This window comes from Jejuia sp. G7-7, assembly GCF_055808955.1.
In genome coordinates this window covers 1,475,470-1,495,571 of record NZ_JBVVSZ010000001.1, presented here as the reverse complement: position 1 = coordinate 1,495,571, position 20,102 = coordinate 1,475,470, and the positions used below count along the sequence as shown (strand labels likewise).

16 protein-coding genes and 3 pseudogenes are annotated in these 20,102 nt (G+C 33.0%); 17 read left to right on the top strand and 2 right to left on the bottom strand.

Annotated features, from left to right (window positions below; all coding sequences use genetic code 11):
- Positions 1-50 precede the first annotated feature (50 nt).
- The 16 genes from AC0L5U_RS07410 (at position 51) to AC0L5U_RS07335 (ending at position 15,187) form a co-directional block, all read left to right on the top strand.
- On the top strand, positions 51-1,067 hold the full coding sequence (locus AC0L5U_RS07410; protein WP_473415609.1) for a glycosylhydrolase-like jelly roll fold domain-containing protein: 1,017 nt from the start codon (positions 51-53) through the stop codon (positions 1,065-1,067).
- Positions 1,028-1,333 (top strand): hypothetical protein, encoded by a 306-nt coding sequence (locus AC0L5U_RS07405; RefSeq protein ID WP_473415608.1) that lies wholly within the window; start codon positions 1,028-1,030, stop codon positions 1,331-1,333. Before AC0L5U_RS07410 ends, AC0L5U_RS07405 begins: the two co-directional genes overlap by 40 nt.
- Positions 1,334-1,341: 8 nt before the next feature.
- Positions 1,342-2,235, top strand: a complete 894-nt coding sequence (locus AC0L5U_RS07400; RefSeq protein ID WP_473415607.1) for a sugar-binding domain-containing protein — start codon at positions 1,342-1,344, stop codon at positions 2,233-2,235.
- Positions 2,163-3,545 carry a glycoside hydrolase family 2 TIM barrel-domain containing protein gene (locus AC0L5U_RS07395; RefSeq protein ID WP_473416205.1) on the top strand — a complete coding sequence of 461 codons (1,383 nt, stop codon included), beginning with the start codon at positions 2,163-2,165 and terminating at the stop codon, positions 3,543-3,545. Before AC0L5U_RS07400 ends, AC0L5U_RS07395 begins: the two co-directional genes overlap by 73 nt.
- Before the next feature lie 149 nt (positions 3,546-3,694).
- Positions 3,695-4,183 (top strand): hypothetical protein, encoded by a 489-nt coding sequence (locus AC0L5U_RS07390; RefSeq protein WP_473415605.1) that lies wholly within the window; start codon positions 3,695-3,697, stop codon positions 4,181-4,183.
- Between the two features lie 23 nt (positions 4,184-4,206).
- The gene (locus AC0L5U_RS07385; RefSeq protein ID WP_473415603.1) at positions 4,207-5,499 is read left to right on the top strand and encodes a sulfatase-like hydrolase/transferase; all 1,293 of its coding nucleotides are present in this window, start codon (positions 4,207-4,209) and stop codon (positions 5,497-5,499) included.
- A gap of 128 nt (positions 5,500-5,627) precedes the next feature.
- Positions 5,628-6,941 carry a sulfatase gene (locus tag AC0L5U_RS07380; RefSeq protein ID WP_473416202.1) on the top strand — a complete coding sequence of 438 codons (1,314 nt, stop codon included), beginning with the start codon at positions 5,628-5,630 and terminating at the stop codon, positions 6,939-6,941.
- Complete coding sequence (locus AC0L5U_RS07375) at positions 6,938-7,078, top strand: hypothetical protein (RefSeq protein WP_473415601.1); 141 nt, start codon at positions 6,938-6,940, stop codon at positions 7,076-7,078. The genes AC0L5U_RS07380 and AC0L5U_RS07375 overlap by 4 nt, the downstream gene beginning before the upstream one ends.
- A gap of 118 nt (positions 7,079-7,196) precedes the next feature.
- Complete coding sequence (locus AC0L5U_RS07370; protein WP_473415600.1) at positions 7,197-7,796, top strand: hypothetical protein; 600 nt, start codon at positions 7,197-7,199, stop codon at positions 7,794-7,796.
- Positions 7,775-9,757 (top strand): InlB B-repeat-containing protein, encoded by a 1,983-nt coding sequence (locus tag AC0L5U_RS07365; protein WP_473415598.1) that lies wholly within the window; start codon positions 7,775-7,777, stop codon positions 9,755-9,757. The genes AC0L5U_RS07370 and AC0L5U_RS07365 overlap by 22 nt, the downstream gene beginning before the upstream one ends.
- A gap of 76 nt (positions 9,758-9,833) precedes the next feature.
- Positions 9,834-10,415 carry a sulfatase-like hydrolase/transferase gene (locus tag AC0L5U_RS07360; protein ID WP_473416201.1) on the top strand — a complete coding sequence of 194 codons (582 nt, stop codon included), beginning with the start codon at positions 9,834-9,836 and terminating at the stop codon, positions 10,413-10,415.
- On the top strand, positions 10,412-10,999 hold the full coding sequence (locus tag AC0L5U_RS07355; RefSeq protein ID WP_473415597.1) for a sulfatase/phosphatase domain-containing protein: 588 nt from the start codon (positions 10,412-10,414) through the stop codon (positions 10,997-10,999). Before AC0L5U_RS07360 ends, AC0L5U_RS07355 begins: the two co-directional genes overlap by 4 nt.
- 35 nt (positions 11,000-11,034) lie before the next feature.
- Positions 11,035-11,229: a hypothetical protein gene (locus tag AC0L5U_RS07350; protein WP_473415595.1), complete on the top strand. Its 195-nt coding sequence runs from the start codon at positions 11,035-11,037 to the stop codon at positions 11,227-11,229.
- A 14-nt stretch (positions 11,230-11,243) separates the two neighbouring features.
- The gene (locus AC0L5U_RS07345; RefSeq protein WP_473415594.1) at positions 11,244-12,650 is read left to right on the top strand and encodes a sulfatase; all 1,407 of its coding nucleotides are present in this window, start codon (positions 11,244-11,246) and stop codon (positions 12,648-12,650) included.
- Between the two features lie 36 nt (positions 12,651-12,686).
- A complete protein-coding gene (locus AC0L5U_RS07340) occupies positions 12,687-13,265 on the top strand; it encodes a hypothetical protein (protein WP_473415591.1) in 579 nt (192 codons plus the stop codon).
- A gap of 215 nt (positions 13,266-13,480) precedes the next feature.
- Complete coding sequence (locus tag AC0L5U_RS07335) at positions 13,481-15,187, top strand: endo-acting ulvan lysase-like protein (protein WP_473415588.1); 1,707 nt, start codon at positions 13,481-13,483, stop codon at positions 15,185-15,187.
- A gap of 138 nt (positions 15,188-15,325) precedes the next feature.
- Here the strand turns inward: AC0L5U_RS07335 and AC0L5U_RS07330 are convergent.
- Both AC0L5U_RS07330 and fbp read right to left on the bottom strand, forming a co-directional pair.
- Positions 15,326-16,372 (bottom strand): annotated as a pseudogene (locus AC0L5U_RS07330) (GntR family transcriptional regulator).
- A 245-nt stretch (positions 16,373-16,617) separates the two neighbouring features.
- Positions 16,618-17,614: pseudogene (gene fbp, locus AC0L5U_RS07325) on the bottom strand (class 1 fructose-bisphosphatase).
- Positions 17,615-17,965: 351 nt separating this feature from the next.
- Here fbp and AC0L5U_RS07320 point away from each other — a divergent pair.
- A pseudogene (locus AC0L5U_RS07320) lies at positions 17,966-20,072 on the top strand (bifunctional aldolase/short-chain dehydrogenase).
- Positions 20,073-20,102: the final 30 nt, after the last annotated feature.

The window sequence follows — 20,102 nt, the reverse complement described above, 5'->3', positions numbered from 1 at the left end:
GTACTGTTAATGTCCCTATTACTTTAGATAGTGAGCAAGCTGTTTTTGTAGTGTTTAAAGAAAATTCATCAGATGAAAATCATATTGTTGAAGCGGATATAAAATTAGCAATACCAACACCAACGCCATTATCTAACTTAAAAATAATAAAAGCAGATTATGGTAATTTTTTACAAGAAGGTTTGGTAGATATTACTGATAAAGTAGCAGCCGAAGTAAATGATGGAAAACTAAATTTTCAGATGTCTAGAGCCTTTTGCGATTGCGATCCTGCTATGGGTTATGTTAAAGAGTTTCGAATGGCATATCAAATTGGTGATAAAATTGAGCATATTCATGCCGAAGAAAGAGAGTTTATTACTATTGATGCAGGCAATCAACCTCTTAAAATAATTTCTGCGGTGTTTGGTAAATTTAAAGCAGAAACTAAAGGTGTGCCTAAAAACTTTGAAGCTTTTGATGTTACCAAAAACATCGTAAATCTGGTAGCTTCAGGACATTTAAATATTAAAATTACGGATGAATTTGTAAATGGTAAAGTTTTAAAAAATGCTGATAATTTCTTAAAAATTACATTTGAAACCGATGGTAATTCAAGAACCACTATAATTCCAGAAGGCGAATTTTTAAATTTAAATAGGTCTATATCTTCATCAGAAATTTACAAAGCTAATGGCCATACCATTTGGAAAACCCCTTTTTCTGGAAGTTTATCTTATACAAAGGCATTAGGGAAATCAAATCAAATAAAAGTAACAGTTCCACAGCAAATAGAACTGTCTGGAAATTGGGAAGTAACATTTCCTTTAAAAAACGGTACTTCAATCAAAAAGAAATACAAGACCTTAACATCTTGGTCAGAAGCAAAAGAAGAAGAAATTCAGCATTTTTCAGGAACTGCCATTTATGAAAAAGAATTTACTCTATCTAAAAAACAGTTGACTAAAGAAAATGCTTTTGAATTGGATTTAGGAAGTGTAGCCATTGTTGCCGAAGTTTTTATAAACGATAAAAAAGTAAGCACTTTATGGAAAGCGCCTTTAGAGTTGCTATTGGTGATTATGTGAAAAAAGGTCGTAATACAATAACACTAAAAATCACGAATTTATGGGTAAATCGTTTAATTGGCGATGAAAAAGAGCCTTTAGATTACGAGCGTAGAGGTAATAAAACCAAAGCGCTTCCTAGTTGGTTATCAAATCCAGAATCTCGAGATTCCAAAAGGCAAACATTCTCTTCGTGGAAACATTGGGACAAGGATGATGAATTAAAAACATCAGGTTTATTGGGACCTATTAGTATTAATGTATTTAAATTGAAACGTATAAAATAGGTTTATCAATGAAAATAACTAGGTATACATATTTTATCGTCCTAATAAACTTTTTCTTTTTTAGTAGTTTAATTGCACAAACAAAAACCTACTTATCCGGTACCTATGCCGATACTGCTGTTGACTGGGAATTTAAAATGTCTGAAGGACGCAATAGTGGCTATTGGACTACCATTCCTGTACCATCAAATTGGGAAACCAAAGGCTTTGGCTATTACACCTATGGTAAAGATCATAAGGATTATAAAACAAAACCTGAAATTGGGTTTTATCGTCATAGTTTTAAATTCAATTTAAAATCAGATAAACGTTATTTTATAGTGTTTCAGGGCGCTATGACAGAGACTACCGTTACCTTAAATGGTAAACAAGTTGGAGAGACTCACATAGGTGGTTTTACAGAGTTTAAATATGAAATTACAAATTTTTTAAAAACCGGAGATAACCTTTTGGAGGTGGAAGTTTTAAAACCAGCCACACATCCTCAAGTTGTTAAAGCCGAACGTATTGCCGATTATTGGTTGTTTGGAGGCGTTTTTAGGCCTGTTTTTATAGAAGAGGTACCAGTAAATTTTATAAAGCGTGTTGCTATTGATGCTCAGATGAAAGGCGACTTTAAAATGGATGTGTTTACAGATACATCGAAAGAAAATATATCATTAACAGCACAAATTTACGACAGCAATAATCAAAAAGTAGGGAAATCATTTTCTGGAAAAGTTTTAAAAAATAAAGGTCATTTAGAATCCACTTTAAAAGATATTGCATTATGGTCTCATGAGTACCCAAACTTATATAGTGTTGAGGTTACTTTAAAACAAAAAAGAAAATATTACATACGTATAGACAAAAATTTGGTTTTAGAACCTTTGAAGTCCGAGATCACGACGGTTTTTATTTAAATGGCAAGCGAGTTTTATTAAAAGGAGCAAACATGCATAGTTTTAGACCAGAAACAGGGCGTACATTAACCAAGCAAGATATGCTTGATAATATAAAACTCATGCAAGACATGAACTTTAATACGGTACGTATTTGTCACTACCCGCCAGATGCAGAGTTTTTAGATTTATGTGATTCTTTGGGCTTAATGGCAATGGATGAATTACCAGGCTGGAGGCATGCACTTCCAGATGAAATTGGGAGCAAAATTGTAAAAGAATTGGTGGTAAGAGATGTAAATCATCCATCGGTTATACTATGGAGTAATGGAAATCACTTAGCACATAATCCTAAGTTTGATGAAGATTTTTTTAAATGGGATATCCAAAAACGACGTCCTTTAAAAAACGAAACCAAAACAGGTGATATTTATAAGGGGTATGCTCCAGATTTTGACATTGTAAAAACTAATTTTTATCCAAGTTACAATTTATTAAAGCAACGTTTATTTGAAGAAAACCATATTGTGTTACCCAATGAAGCCTTGCATGCGCTATATGATGGCGGTGGTGGTGCAAACTTAAAAACTTATTGGGACGCCATCGAAGCATCAAAAGTTGGTGGCGGATTAATGATTTGGGCACTTTTTGATGAAGGTTTGCGAAGAACCGATATGAACAATCAACCATTTCATCAAGGGAATAATGCACCAGATGGTATTGTTGGTACTAATTCAGAAAAAGACGGAAGTTTTTATGCGGTTAGAGAAATATGGTCGCCTGTAAGTATAGAAGAAGATATAATTACGTCAAATTTTAATGGCGAATTAACCATTAAAAATAAGTTCGATTTTGTCAATTTAAAGGAATGTGAATTTCGATGGAAACTCATAGCTTTCGAAACGCCTAATACATCGGCATCAGGGCATAGAACGGTAACTTCAAATAAAATAGTTGCGCCTAATGTTTCACCTAATAAAACAGGACAGTTAAGGATAGTTTTACCAAAAAATCATCCTAATTTCGATGCGTTAGCTATTGAGGCTTTTGATAATAAAGGGCATTTAGTTTATGAAAAGCGATTATTGCTAGAAAAAGAATCGATTTTCTTTCAAACGTCAAAAAGAAATAAAGTAAAACAGGATGAAAATAATCCGTTCCTTTTTTATTTGGGTACAACCACTATATTATTTGATGCGCATAGCGCCGTGTTAAAAAAAGTAGCAGTAAAAGGAAAGCAAACGAGTATTACAAACTTTCCTTTTATTGATGTAAAACTGGCTGATTCGTCGAAAGTAGAAGAAAAAATCAACTTGAAGTTAAGGCTTTAGTAAAAAAAGAAAGTGAAGATTTTGTTGTAGAAAGCCACAATTGTAATGGTTTTGATGCTATAAAGTGGACTATAAAACCATCGGGAGAAATAAAACTAGACTATAAATTTTCCCCACAAGAGGGCATTTACAAATATGCAGGAATAGGTATGAGCGTAAACGCAGATGCAGTAAAAAGTAAAAGGTGGCTAGGTGAAGGGCCTGCAAGAATTTGGAAAAATCGAATGGATGGCGGTCTGTATGATGTGTATGGAGTGGATAAATTAATTAACATTCCAGGTGAAGTTTATAATCAACCTGAGTTTGAAGGCTATTTTGCACCTTGGAAATGGGCTGTGTTTCATCTAGAAGATAACGTTTCTATAGGGTTTCAAAATAATAGCGATGTTATTTTGGGTGTACTGAACCCTGTAAATGGTGAAAACGCAAAATTTGCATCATGGAAATATCCTGATAAAGCAGGGTTTTATTTTTTTAATTCCATTTCAGCAATTGGTTCCAAATGGAAAAAACCAACCGAGTTTGGACCAGATGCGCAACCAACATTTATCAAAGAACCACAAGAAGGCTCGGTATCATTATTCATTAATTGGAATAATGTTGAAAATAGTGAAAACTTTAAAATTTCAATTGAATAAAATCATTATCTAATTCGCATAATATGAAAACAACTAAATCACTATTTCTTATTTTTTTACTGATAGGTTCTCTTTTGTCTTGTGGTAATAAGACAAAAAGTGAGACTGTTAATAATGAAGTGTCAGATGAAGTACAAACGCCACCTAACATTGTGTTTATACTTTCAGACGATCAATCTTGGACAGATTATGGTTTTATGGGAGATGAAAACATTGAAACACCGCGTTTAGATAAATTTGCTTCAGAAAGTTTAACGTTTACTAGAGGTTATGTTCCAACATCATTATGTTCGCCTTCTTTGGCAACTATAATTACAGGATTATATCCAAAAGATCATGGTGTTTTAGGGAATGATAGAGTGCTTCCTGGTAACACAAGAGCTAATAGAAATGAGTGGCGTTCTAAAAATTATGAACCAGTTATTGAGAATTTTAAAGGTTTAACAACATTACCAGATTTATTAAAAGATAAAGGCTATTTGTCATTTCAAACAGGTAAATGGTGGATTGGAAACCATAAAAATGGTGGTTTTGATAATGGGATGACGCATGGCGACCCAAGCAGAGGAGGACGTCATGGAGATTACGGTCTAGAAATTGGACGTAAAGGGATGGATACATTATCAAGTTATGTTGATTTAGCCATTAAAGAAAAGAAACCATTCTTTTTATGGTACGCACCATTTTTACCACATAGACCGCATAATCCTCCACAACGTTTATTGGAAAAATATCAAAAGAAAACAGAATCTGAGCATCTTGCTAAGTACTGGGCTATGTGTGAATGGTTTGATGAAACCTGTGGCGAATTATTTGATGTGATAGAAGATAGAGGTTTAACTGAGAACACATTATTTGTATATGTATGTGACAATGGATGGGTTCAAGACCCAACTAAAAGTGGTTACATGAAAAATTCTAAACGTGCTCCATATGATTTAGGAATGCGCACTCCAATTATGTACAAATGGGCTGGGCAAATTAAACCAAAAATGGATACTGAAACAGTAGTAAGTAGTATAGATATGGTAACAACTGTCTTAGATTTGTTAGATATGGATAAGCCTGAAAAATTATCTGGTATTAGTGTTTTAGATCACGAAGTACTTAATAATAGAGAGGCTATTTTTGGAGAAATCTACGCGCATGACTTTGATACCATAGAGTCAAGCATGTTTTACAATATAGCCATAGCTCCACCTTATAAATTGATTGTTCCTGATGCTCTTAGAAAAGCTAAAGAAAAAATTCAATTATTTAATATAAATGAAGATCCTTTCGAGAAAAAAACATTGCGAAGGATAACCCTGATATAGTTGAAAAACTAAAACAAAAAATCGCCACCTTTAGAGCTGAATAAAAAAATGCGTATTATGAAAAAAAATCATCTTGTATTATTGGTGATATTAACGTTTATTTTTTCATGTAATAATGAAAAAAGAAGATAGTAAAGTATGAAGCGTCGAAGCCAAATGTTTTATTTATAGCGGTTGATGATTTAAATAGTTGGATAAGTCCAATTGACAACTTTTCAAATGTAAAAACCCCAAACTTTGATAGGCTAGCAGCTAAGGGAGTTACGTTTACTAATGCACATGTTCAAGCACCCTTGTGTGGCCCTTCTAGAGCGTCTGTAATGACAGGTTTAAGACCTTCAACAACTGGTATTTATGGAATGACACCTGATGATAAAATACGTAGAGAAGGTAATCCAGCAACAAAGTATATTACTTTTTTACCAGAATATTTTGAGAACAATGGCTATCACACCATGGGAATAGGTAAACTGTTCCATATACATGCACCAGATAGTGTGTTTAATGAATCTGGAGGACGTGTAAAAGGTTTTGGCCCTTATCCAGAAGAACGGTTTGTTTGGGATGGTTTTGGAAAAGGTATAAAAGGAAAACATGGAAGAACAAGCACAGATTGGGGCGTATTTCCTGATAGTGATGCCCTAATGCCAGACCATCAATCTGTAAATTGGGTTATTGAGCGTTTAAGCAGAAAATATAATAAGCCTTTCTTTATGGGGCTGGGTTTTTTACGTGTTCATGTGCCATTGTATGTATCTCAAAAATGGTTTGATTTATATCCTTTAGAAGACATTAAAACACCACCATATAAATCTGATGATTTAAATGATATTCCGCCAGTAGGGTTGCAAATAAATGATTTACCCATGATGCCATCAACAGAATGGGCTAAAGAAAGTGGTGAGTGGAAAAAAATCATACAGGCCTATTTAGCCTGTATGAGTTATGTAGATTATGAACTAGGTCGCGTTTTAGATGCCTTGGAACAAAGTAAATATGCCGATAATACAGTTGTTGTGTTATGGTCAGATCATGGTTATCGCTTAGGCGAAAAAGGCACCTTTGCAAAACATGCGCTCTGGGAAACGGCAACTAAAGCACCTTTGATGTTTACGGGCCCAAATTTACCTAAAGGAAAGAAGATTAAAGCACCTGTAGAAATGCTATCTATTTATCCCACACTTTTGGAATTGAGCGGATTGCCCGCCTATTCTAAAAATGAAGGTGCTAGCTTGGTAAGCATGATGCAAAAAGATGAAGGTATCAGGGATGCTTATGCAATTACAACTTTTGGAATGAACAACCATGCAATAAAAAAGATGGATACAGGTACATTCGTTATGAAGATGGTACTGAAGAACTTTACGACCACGATGTTGATCCAAACGAATGGTTCAATAGGGCCGATAGCTATAAATATACTTCAGAAATTAATAGCATGAAAGCCTTGTTGCCTAAAGAAAACTCCAAATGGGATTCAGCATCAAACTATACCTTCCAACCTTACTTTGTGGAGCAAAAAACACGTGTAAATGGTAAAAATGAAACATCAATAAAGCCAATTGGCGCACATAGGTAGTTTTTCTATTCTTCACGAAAATTAAATTTTATAACAGGACACTTCAGGACACTTTTGATTGTAAATACAATTAAATTGCCTAGTTGTATCAAATAGGTTACAGTTTAAAAATGAATAGATGTTCTTTAGAATAAAGATTAAAACAAGTTTAGCATTAATATGGATGCTTTTTGGCTTATCAAATATTGATGCACAAGTCACACTCTCTACAGATTTTACAGATAATTCTAAGCAAAATGAGCCTTTGCATAATATATGGTCTGTCGCAAATCGTATTAGTCCAACAAATGGATCCAATATTCGTCCAGGACTGAAGATGAATACGGTTAGAATGATAGGAGGTATTAAAAAAGTTGTTAATGGAGAAAATGTAAAAGATTTAGACTTTGATACCTGTTTATATGATTCTATAAATAATGTTTATGTGTATAGATTTGAACGTTTAACAGATAGATTAGATAAAATCATCAACTCTCAAACAGAAATTCATCAAATCGTTTTAGACCAACCTTCATGGGCTTTTCAACATGGGTACACTTTCATTCCAGAAGGAACAAGAGACAATATTAATTTTCGTGAAGATGAACAAATATCTATTTATGGAAATTCTTTACCTCCAGCTGATAAACAAGCTTATCACGATTATATAAAAGCGTTAATGACGCATTTAGTGAATACTTATGGCGAAGAAAAGTGTTGTCTTGGCGATTTAGAGTAGGATCAGAAATTGAAACTCCAGAGCATTGGTATGGCACCAAACAAGATTTTATTGAGCATTTTGAAAATACTGAAAAAGCAGTAAGAGCCGTTTTACCTAATGCTGTGATTGGTTTGCATACTCGAGCTCCTGATTTTTTGTATAAAGACGGATCTGTCTTAAATTATAAAGGAGAACCTTTTGCTTCTTTTGCAGAAGATTTAATAGAATATTGTGCAGATAATAATGTGAGATACGATTTTTGGGGAGTCTCTGACTACGTGGTTTTAGGTAGTGGTACTTTACGTAATATGAGCATTAAATATGATCATTTATTTGCTGATTTGGTTAATCATCCAAAGTGGAATGATAATGCTATTATTGATTTAATGGAGTATGCTACAGTAACTACTATGAATGGTGCTGATGACAAAGGGTTGATCAATGCAGAAACAACCCATGCAGAAATTGTAGAATTGTATTTTTCTAACATTTATTATAAAAATAAAGACAAGGGCTTAGATTTAATTTACAGATGGGGTAATAGAACAGGGTCTCAAGATCCTCCAGGAATTACTGTATTAAATACAATGAATGATAAGGATCGTTATACAACAGTTGTTTCTGGAACTCCGCAAACTTCTACAAATGATTTGGATGCCATTTTTGCTAAAAAAGAAAATGCCACAGAATACGATGTGTTGCTTTATAATTACAACAACAGTTCTTTAAACTATCGAGATAGTGAAAATGTAAACCTATCTTTTACATCAGAATTGCCTCTTGGTACAACGTTGTATTACAGAAGCCTTTCTTATAGTAAAGCTAATAATAAACTTCAGAATTTCTTAGATGATAATTCTGGATTAGGTTATGTAAAAAGTGGATTTAATGATAGAGGTTCTCCAGATAGAATTTTAACTGAAGCTGGTTTTACTGCTTATGAAGCTTATGATAATCCAAACCCACATACCTATAGTGAATGGAAAAGCATTGAAACAACAGCCAGAACAGATGGTGAATCAGGGTCTGTAATTACTTTGAATACAGAAATCCCTTCTTTTGCATTTGAAAAAATCGAATTTAGGACCAATACTAATTTAGTAACGGTATTAAATACGCCACAATATATATGGACAACTAACGATGATTTTCAACAGTTTTCCACATCTCAAATGTCAACTACAATAGCTGGAGATATAATTAATATGACTATTAGCGGTAATTTTCCAAGCCTTATTTATGACACATCACTTAATATTGATAATTTTGATAGGTTTAAGATTGATATTAAAAACGTAACGGATAGTGATTTGTTTTGGTTTGTTTGGTATAAAGATGGTGTAAAAAATCAGCGTCGTTTTCGTCCAGGAATTAATGAAACATCCTTTAATACCTATACTGTAGATTTAAGTGCAGATGCAGATTGGAATGGAACCATTGATTCTTTTAATGTTGAGGTTGCTAATAGGTCAAGTTTGGGCGGTACTGTAGAAATTAGTAGTTTGGAGTTAGTACTTAAGGCAGGAATTGAAGAGCATACCATAACTACTAATATTATTGAAGGTTCTGGTGTGGTTTCTCCTTCTGGCGGTATTGTTTTTACAGATGAGGAAGTTACGTTTAATGCTTATCCTGATGCGGGTTGGGTGTTTCAAGGTTGGTCTGGTGATATAGTTAGTACAGAAAATCCGTTAACAATAACAGTAAATTCAAACCTAAATATTACAGCAACATTTGCTCAAGATGGTTTGTCTGTGGATGATTTTCAACAAAACGAACCCTTTGCTGTGTATCCAAACCCGAGTAGAAGTGGCGTATTTATACTAAAAAATCATGACTCAGAAAACTGGGATGTTTATAATTTTACAGGTGCCAAAATATTATCTGGAAATGGGGAAACTATAGATATTTCTAACTTTTCAAATGGCATGTATATCATTAAAATAAATAATAGTTATAAAAAAATATTATTTAATTAATTGAAATTTATTTAAGATGAAGGTGTTTTCAAAAATTTCAATATTCATTTTTTAGCCATTCTTTTTTTAAGTTGCAATTCATCGTCTTCGCAAAAAAAAGAATGATTATAAAAAACCTAACATCATTTTCTACTTAGCCGATGACCAAGATGTATATGATTACGGTTGTTACGGCAATGAAAAAGTAAATACATCTGCAGTAGACCGTCTAGCAAAAGAAGGTATGCTTTTTAACAATGCTTTTACAGCACAAGCCATTTGTGCACCAAGCAGGTCTCAACTTTTTACGGGCAAATATCCACTCAAAAACGGTTGTTTTGCAAATCATACGGCAACAAAGCCGGACATTAAAAGTGTGACTATTCAAATGAAAAATTTGGGATATGAAGTGGTTTTGGCAGGAAAAAGTCACGTAAAACCGGCAAGTGTTTATCAATGGGATAGAGAATGGGAACCCGTTCCTAAAAAAGATGTGCCTCGAGATTACATTCCTTTAGACAGTATAGAAAGTTACTTCAAAACGTCAAAAAAGCCATTTTGTATGTTTATCACATCAAAGTATCCACATGGAAAATATTTTGATGTTGAAAACCCAAATGCTGATGGTATAAAGTTTTATCCTTTAATGAACACAAAAAAGAGGATAAAGCATATGTGAAATCTAAAGCAGGCTATTACCGAAGTATCGAAGAAGATAACACACAACTAGAAGTTGTTTTAAAACTAGTAGATGAGTATTTGGATGACAATACCCTATTTATTTATAGTGCAGACCATGGTGTTTCAGGGAAATTCACAGTTAAAGATATTGGTTTAAAAGTCCCGTTTGTAGTACGTTGGCCAAAAGTGATTAAGCCTGGGACTACTTCAAATCAACTCATTCATTATACTGATGTATTACCAACTTTTATGGCCATTGCAGAAGGAAAATCTCCTAACGACATGGATGGAAATAGCTTTTTACCACTACTACAAGGTAAGGATGTTGAAGTAAACAAATATGTATATGGTGTTAGAACCAATCAGAATATTTTAAATTCTGAGGTTTTCCCATCAAGAATGATTCGTGATAAACGTTATAAATACATCAGAAACTTTAATTCATTGGAAGTGGTTGCGCAAAACTTAACAGGAAAACCTAATGTAGATTACTTCATCAAAAGGGGGCAAATGCATATAAAAATGAGCCATTTGAAGAATTATACGATTTACAAAACGATCCTTTCGAACAACATAATTTAATTAAGAAATCAGAATTACAAAGGATTAAAGAACAATTGAAACAAGATTTATTTAGTTGGATGAAATCTCAAGGGGATTTTTTAGATGATTCCGTCGGAAACATGCCCATTATCACACCAAAAGGAAAAAAAGGTTTCAAACTAGACCAAGATACCCCTAGGCGAAAAATTCCTGATTCTATAAAAAACACATTAAAAAAAGGCGATTATATTGTAATTGAACATTGGTAAAAAAGCATCATAAAATGAATAAATTCTTCACTTACATATTTGGTTTACTAATCCTTTTCATATCATGCAAAAATGAAAAAGAGAAAACCGTTGAGGCACAAGACCAAAAACCAATGAACGTTTTGTTTATTGCTATTGATGATTTGCGACCTGAATTAGGCTGTTATGATGCACCTCAAGTAAAGTCGCCAAACATAGATAAACTGGCGCAGGAAGCCATTGTTTTTAACCGAGCCTATTGTAACGTTCCTGTTTGTGGGGCTTCAAGAGTGAGTTTGCTCACAAGTATTCTACCTACAAAAACACGTTTTGTAGATTATAGAGCAAAGGCCCAAGAGGACGTCCCAAATGCCAAAACACTACCTGGTATTTTTAAAGATGCTGGCTATACCAGCATTTCTAACGGAAAGATTTTTCACTATAATAAAGATGTTCAAGAGGCTAGTTGGAGTCAAAACCCATGGATGTCTGAGGGAGGACACAGAGTTAGTTACGACCCTGAGACTACAAAAGTGATAATGAAATCAGGGAATGGTCGTGTATACGAAGCGCCAGAAGTAGATAATAGTGTGTATCCTGATTATAAAATAGCGCAAAAAACCATTAGTGATTTACGACATTTAAAAGCATCTGGAGAACCCTTTTTTATGGCTTGTGGATTTTTTCGTCCGCACATGCCGTTTTATGCACCCAAGAAGTACTGGGATTTGTATGATAGAGATTTAATAGAGATAGCCGATAACCGCCATTTACCTAAAAATGCACCAAGTTCATTAAGAGGTAGTACTGAATTTAAAACCTATAGCTTTGGTGACTATAAGCCTAATACGGACGAATTTCATAAAATGATGCGTCATGGCTATTATGCCTGTGTTAGTTATGTAGATGAATTGGTAGGCGAGGTGCTTAATGAGCTTGAAACTCTTGGTTTAGCAGAAAATACGATTGTGGTATTATGGGGAGACCATGGTTGGCATTTGGGAGAGCACGAGTTTTGGGGTAAGCACAATACCTTACATAATGCTTTGCAAGTACCTTTGATTGTAAAAGTACCTGGAAAAGCCAAGGGGCAGCAAACCGAAGCTTTAGTTGAGAGTGTTGATATTTACCCTACACTTTGTGATTTAGCCAACTTAGCCACACCTGATTATATTATGGGTGAGAGCTTTAAATCCGTTTTAGATAATCCTAAACAGAAGTTTAGAGAAAACGCTTATGCGCGTTTTAAAAAGGCTGATGCTATTATAACGGAAGGTTTTACCTATTCATTATATGAAAATGGTGAAGAGATGTTGTACAATCGTAAATTAGACCCTGATGAGAACAAGAATGTAGTGGCAGATGAAAGCTATATGAAAGTGCTTGAAGACATGCGAAAAGATCTAAAAATCAAGCAAGAACTAGCCAATAGTTATAAGTAAATCAATTTATAGTATAATGGCGATAAAATTAGTTGGATGTTTTATAAAGAGATGAGGCTTTTTAAAAGTAAAATAGTTCTGTTATCAGTACTGCTAATTACAAGTTGTTTAAATGCAATTAGTCAAGAAATGGAGCGTCCATTTATTTTAGTAACATCTAAAGAGCGAAGTAAAGTTCTTGAAAAAATAGATACTCAAGATTGGGCAAAAAACATCTATTTAGAATTGAAAACGACAACCGATTTTCAGGTTAAAAAATTTTACCAAAACCCAAAATCTTATTTAAGACAACTTCCATTTAATTGGTCTGAAGCTCAAGAAGGAAGCTATCCTCCTTTTTTTAAGACATATCATGTTGAAAATGGCGTTCAAAAAAACCTTGATAATGCAACAGATGCCGAAAAGGAGCATATGGAATTATTGGTTAAATACCTCCAAGTTGCTATAGATTGTGGTATGATGTATTATCTAACACAAGACAAAAAATATGCATACTTGGCAAGTAGTATTTTGTATTCATTCACAAAATCAGTACAACAATCTAAACTCTCAGATTGGCATGCTAGGGTGGTTGGCTGTTTCCTTATGATGGTTTTAGAGAAGTACGTGTTATAGGTTATAAAGTACCTTTAATTTATGATTTTACGGCGTCTTACCTTAAAAACGGCGGACAACCATTTGACATTATCAAAAACAGAAAAGTAAATTTCTCAATAAACGAACTTCAAGATGTATGTAGAACCTATGCGGAGATCACCATCAATTACGGTCAAACGGGTTCTAATCATTCAGTTTTAGAGTCACCAAACTTAGTTTATAATGCTTTGGCGATGGACAACAAAAAAGAGCGTGAAACATTATTGTCTTATTTCTTAACTGAAAGCACAGATAATCAAGATGCGCTTAATGTCATGTATAAAAAGTATAAAAATAAAGGAGATATATGGCCTGAGACATCACAATATTTAAATCATTCTACTGCAATTTTAGCAAAGTTATTGTTTGTTGTAAACAAATATAATTCATCTTTAAAGTTGGGTAAAAAATATCAAAACATATTACATGCACTACCAAGGTTAGATTATTTTGTATATCCTAACAATGAGATTATAAGATGGGGAGATGGACATAGGAGAGCTCATGCACCATATGAAGCTTATGAAAATGCCTATGTGTTGGCTAAAATGGATGGTTTACTTGAGTTGCAAGAAAAATTTGCACCGCTCATAAAAAGAGCCATGACTAAAGGTAAATACCGTAGAATAAATGCAGAGGCTTTGCTTTGGTACAATAATGAAAGTAGTAAAGAAGTCGCTAAGATTGATTTACCTAGGACAGATAGAGTATATCATGCGGGTATTGTGTTGCAGCGAAATTTAAGTAACACAAATAATCCAAAAGATGGTTTAATGTGTTTTGTAGGTGGTGCTCATATGGTTCATGGACATGCAGAAGGCATGAATATTGAATTATACGGTGAGGGACAGGTATTAGGTGTTGACCATGGTAGAAAAAGATACGGAAAGGATCTTCATGAGAATTACTCGAGACTATTTGCTGCGCACAATACTGTAATTGTTAATGGAAGTTCTCAAGGTGAAGGCAGATGGGTTAATTTAGGAATAAACACCGTAGAATTAATTTCTATGGAGCCTGAAATTGGTAAAGAAGGAGTGTCTCCATACCACTCTTTTAGTCTAACCAGTTTTGAAGACGATAAGGGAGAAAAAGCGGAGGGAACTCAAGAACGCACATTGGCTTTAATACGAACCTCACCAACTACTGGGTATTATGTAGATGTTTTTAGATCAAAATCTGAGTTGCCAAACGAATATCACGATTATTTATATCATAATATAGGTGATAAACTTGTTTTTGAAAATACGGATATGAATTTTAAAAATACTCCTAAGCGTTATATGGCAAATGCAAATACCGATTGGAAACATAATAAACAATATAGAAACCCAGGATGGCATTTTTTTAAAAATGTAAAAACATCAAAGGTTTATGGGAAAGATGTTAAAGCAACATTTCATACAAAAAGGTTAAGCCAAGGAAAAGTTTTCATGCAATTGCATATACCTAGTTTTGAAAATAGGACTTTTACTAAAGTTAAAGCACCTACAACTTTTGAGTCTCCAAGTCCTTATGATAAGTTGCCGACGCCAACATTAGTAATTCGGAATAAAGGAGAAGCTTGGAAAAATCCTTTTGTGGTAGTTTATGAGTCATTTAATGAAACCGAAAGCACTACTATAAAATCGGTTTCAAAAATTGAAGAAAATGGTAACTATAAAGGATTGAAAATAATTAGTGAAATTCAGGAGAAGGAATTGATTCAGTTTGTTATAACACAATCCAAAGATCAAGTTTTTAAAAATGAAGCTATACACTTTATAGGTACTTTTGCTATAGTCACATTAGATGGAAATCAAAATTTGAAAAGTATTTACATCGGGGAAGGCGAAATGTTGAAATTTAAAAATGAAGAGGTTATTACAGGAGTTAGTAAAACTTTTTATAAAGAATATTAAAAATAATTTTTAAACAAAAGTGTCTCAGTCATTATAAAATAATATAGAAAACTACAGAGACCTACTTTTAGTATAATAGAAGTTAAAAGTCCGTCAAGTATTCAATATAGATTTATAAATAAAAGGAATTGGTATAGATTAGAGGGACTCTCTGTCAATAAAATTAAATGGTACTTTTACTTTGCCTTGTGATTTGTTTAGAATCATTTGTGCCGCGGTTTCTCCCATAACTTTAAAATCTGTAGACATCACAGTAATTCCCAGTAATTCTTTTAAAGGTGTGTCATTATAAGATATTATTCCTATTTCATCTCCCAATTTATACTCATCTTCTCTAACCTGTTTTACTAGATTAACTAAATCGGCTTCTTCAATAGTAATAAATAAATCTCCCTTTTTTAAAATCATATCATCATATACTTCATTTAGAATTTCAAAATCTAATTTGTGTTCAACACAAAACTTTCTAAATCCATGTAAAATCCTTCTTTGGGTATGGGTATACAGCCTTTTCAGGATAAATAAGCATGATTTTTTTATATTTTTTTATTTTTGATAATCCTTCAGTTAAGGCATTGTAGATATCGTTTTCAAAATCTTGATAAATTTCTACAAGGCTACCATCTATATTTGGTTTTATGTTATCTAGAATTACTAGTTTGTCTATTGGTATATTTTTTATGGCTTTAATTACATTTTCTGTTAGGCTTACATGTTTTAGTTGCTCTGTTTTAAAATGTGGCATAATTATAAAATAATCATATGCAGATTTATTTTTATCTAACAAGTTCAAAAAAGTGTTTCATCACAATGATAGATATGTAAATCGGTGTGAGAATTTGGACCAATGGCATTAATAAAATGATTGTAAGTGCGTAATTTGTAGGAACTCAATTTATTTACTAAAAATAAAATATTGACTTTTGATATTAATTTGGTTCTTGATATATAAAACCCTTTACCTCGTATTGAAGTAATAATATTTCTTTCTTTAAGTATGCTATATGCTTTTTCGACAGTATCCCTAGACAAATAAAACTCCTCACTAAACATATTTATTGAAGGGATTTTTTGATCTATAGTCAAATTTCCAGCAGAAATATTATGAATAATTGAATCTATAATTTGTTGGTATTTAGGAACCCTTGAGTTTTCATCAATTTTTATATATTTAATTAGATTCATTTTTTTAAAATTAGATAATTGAAAATAGAACTTTTTTTTGATAAACTCATAGTATGTAGACAATCTTTTTAATTTAAATCTAATAACAATTTAGCTATTATATGGATTGTCTGTCTATATAATGAAATTGTATAGAATCTTGTAATTGTGTTTTCTTTCCCAAATCATTTTTTTATTTTTTATTTATAATATCAAATTTAAGAGACCATTTTCCATAAATTGTTTACTTATTACTAGAATGTTTTTTACATAAAAGATTCTGCTTTTTCTACCATTTTCACACTTCCACAAAAAATAGGAGCTCTTTCGTGTAATTCTTTAGGTTCAATATCCATAATCCTTTTAAATCCATCAGTTGCTTTTCCACCTGCTTGTTCAGTTAAAAACGCCATAGGGTTGCATTCATACAATAGGCGTAGTTTTCCATTTGGAGCTTTTTGAGCTAGTAGGGTATATGTAAATCCCTCCTTTAATCATATTTCTGTGAAAATCGGATACCATGGACCCAATATATCTATATGTATATGGCCTGTCATCTTCTTCTTCCTGACAATATTTTATATAATCTTTTACCCCTTGTGGAAAATGAGCATAGTTACCTTGGTTTATGGAGAAAATAGTGCCGGTTTCTGGAAACTTCATGTTTGGGTGTGATAAATAAAAACTTCCTATAGCAGGGTTAAGCGTAAATCCATTAACACCATTTCCTGTTGTATAAACAAGCATTGTCGAAGTTCCATAAACAATATAACCAGCTGCCGCCTGTTCGTTTCCTTTTTGTAAAAAATCTTCTTTTTTTACTGGCATACCTAAAGGGGTTGTTCTTCTGTATATAGAAAAAATAGTGCCAACAGAGACATTAACATCAATATTTGAAGAGCCATCAAGCGGATCAATCAATACAACATACTTATTGTCATGCGCGTTATATTTTCCTTCTACTGTAATAAAATCATCTTCTTCTTCACTTGCTATGCCACATACAATTTCTCTATTGACTAAAGCTGATTTAAAGATGTCGTTTGCGTAAACGTCAAGCTTTTGCTGATCTTCACCCTGTATGTTAGTCTCACCAGCTGCTCCTAATATATCTACTAGGCCTGCTTTATTTACTTCATGATTAACAATTTTGGCTGCTAAGCGAATTGAGTTTATTAATCGAGAAAGTTCTCCTGAAGAATACTTAAAATCATTTTGATTATTGATAATAAATTCTCCTAAAGTTTGGTGTTTTTTATCCATATTAAATTAAATGTATCTGTCTATATGGGACAAAAGTAAATTTTGATATTGTGTGTTGCATCCTGCGTTATCCTGTAAATACATATATAGAAAGAGATGGTAATATCTAAAAGTATATTTTAAATTTTATCATATTGAGAATTGTATTTTTAATAAATTGTTCTAGAGATTAAATAATGTTTTGTATTAAGGTTTTATATTCTTAAGTTTCTGAATAACAGTATTGTAAATGGTTTTTTTGAAATAAAAAGTATATTTTTATGAATAATTTTGTCTTTACGGTACAGTACAGGATACAAAAGTTTATTTTGAAGTATATTTTTGGTATCATAATTCACTATAATATAGAACATGAAGGAAATTACGAAAAGTTTTAAATACGTTGATTATTTGTGGGACGAACAAAAAGCATCAGCGTTAGGAGATAATCAAGTAGATTTATTTTTATACCGATCAAACATTCTAGGGGCAGACTTAAGAATCACTAATTATGGTGGTGGAAATACAAGCTGTAGAACAATGGAGAAAGATCCACTTACCAATGAGGAAGTTGAAGTTATGTGGATTAAAGGTTCTGGTGGAGATATAGGTACTTTAAACAGAAGTGGCATAGCAGGAATTTATGTAGATCGTTTACGTAATTTAAAAAATGTTTATGGCGGTATAGAAGATGAAGATCGTATGGTAGGTTTATTTAATCATAGTATTTATGATTTAGATAGTAAAGCACCATCAATTGATACACCATTGCACGGTTTATTACCATTTACACATATAGATCATTTACATCCAGATGCTTTAATTGCCGTTGCAGCAGCAAAAGATAGTGAGCAAGTTACCAAAGAAATTTGGGGAGATACTATGGGCTGGGTGCCATGGCAGCGTCCAGGTTTTGATCTAGGACTTCAAATTGAAAAATGTTTAGCAGATAACCCTGGTATAAGAGGTATTGTATTAGGTAGCCATGGTTTATTCACATGGGGAGATACATCTTATGACTGTTATATGAATAGTTTAGAGGTTATAGAAATGGCTTCTGAATTTATAGAGAAAAAATAAAAGAAAAAGGGAGTGTTTTTGGTGGTCAAAAAATTGAAAGTTTACCAAAAGATGAGCGTTTAGATAAAGCAGCTCAAATCATGCCTTTATTAAGAGGATTATGTTCTTCAGAAAACAGAATGATTGGTCATTTTTCTGATACAGATGTTGTGATGGAATACATCAATAGTAATGATTTAGAAAGATTGGCCCCAATGGGTACATCTTGTCCGGATCATTTCTTAAGAACAAAAATCCAGCCACTAGTATTAACTTTAGATAAAAATGAAGATTTATCAGATGCTGATGCAATCTTAAAGAAGTTAGAACCAGCATTTGAAGCTTACAGACAAGAATATGCTGATTATTACAACACATGCAAAAAGGCAAATAGTCCTGCAATGCGTGATGCTAATCCAGTAATTATTATATATCCTGGTGTAGGTATGTTTAGTTTTGGCAAAAAACAAACAAACTACACGTGTCGCAAATGAGTTTTATATAAACGCTATTAATGTAATGCGCGGAGCTGAAGCTATTACAGAATACACATCATTACCAAGACAAGAGGCTTTTGATATAGAATACTGGTTATTAGAAGAAGCAAAACTACAACGTATGCCAAAAGAACAACCATTATCGCGTAAGGTAGCTTTTGTTACCGGAGCTGGTGGTGGAATAGGTAAAGCTATTGCTGATAAATTGGCTGCTGAAGGCGCTAATGTAGTGTTAACAGATATCAACGAAGAAAGTCTTGTTGCTGCTAATGCAACATACAAAAGAGATGTGTCTACTTATGCTATATGTGATGTAACTCAATACGGAATCCATAGCATCTGCTTACAAAAAAGCATGTGTCGAATTTGGAGGTGTAGATATTATTGTACATAGTGCAGGATTAGCAATTTCAAAACCACTAGAAGATACAACAGATAAAGATTGGAATATTTTACAAAGTATTTTGGTTAAAGGTCAGTTTGATTTGGCTAAACAGGCTGCAACTATAATGCGTCAGCAAGGTTTAGGTGGAAATTATATATCTATTGCTAGCAAAAATGGATTAGTGGTTGGGCCTAATAATGTAGCTTATGGTACTGCAAAAGCAGCACAACAACATATGGTACGCTTATTAGCTGCTGAGTTAGCAAAAGATAAAATTAGAGTAAATACAGTAAACCCAGATGGTGTTATTGTAGGTAGTAAAATATGGGAAGGTGCTTGGGCAGAAGGACGTGCTAAGGCCAATGGAATTACTGTTGAAGAATTACCTGCATTTTATGCAAAACGAAACCTGTTAAATGAAATCATCACTCCAGATGATATAGCAAACGGTGTTTTCTCCTTAGTTGGTATTCTTGATAAATCTACAGGAAATATTATAAATGTTGATGGCGGAATGGCCAATGCATTTGTAAGATAAAATTTAAAAAATAATATAGTAATTGTTTAG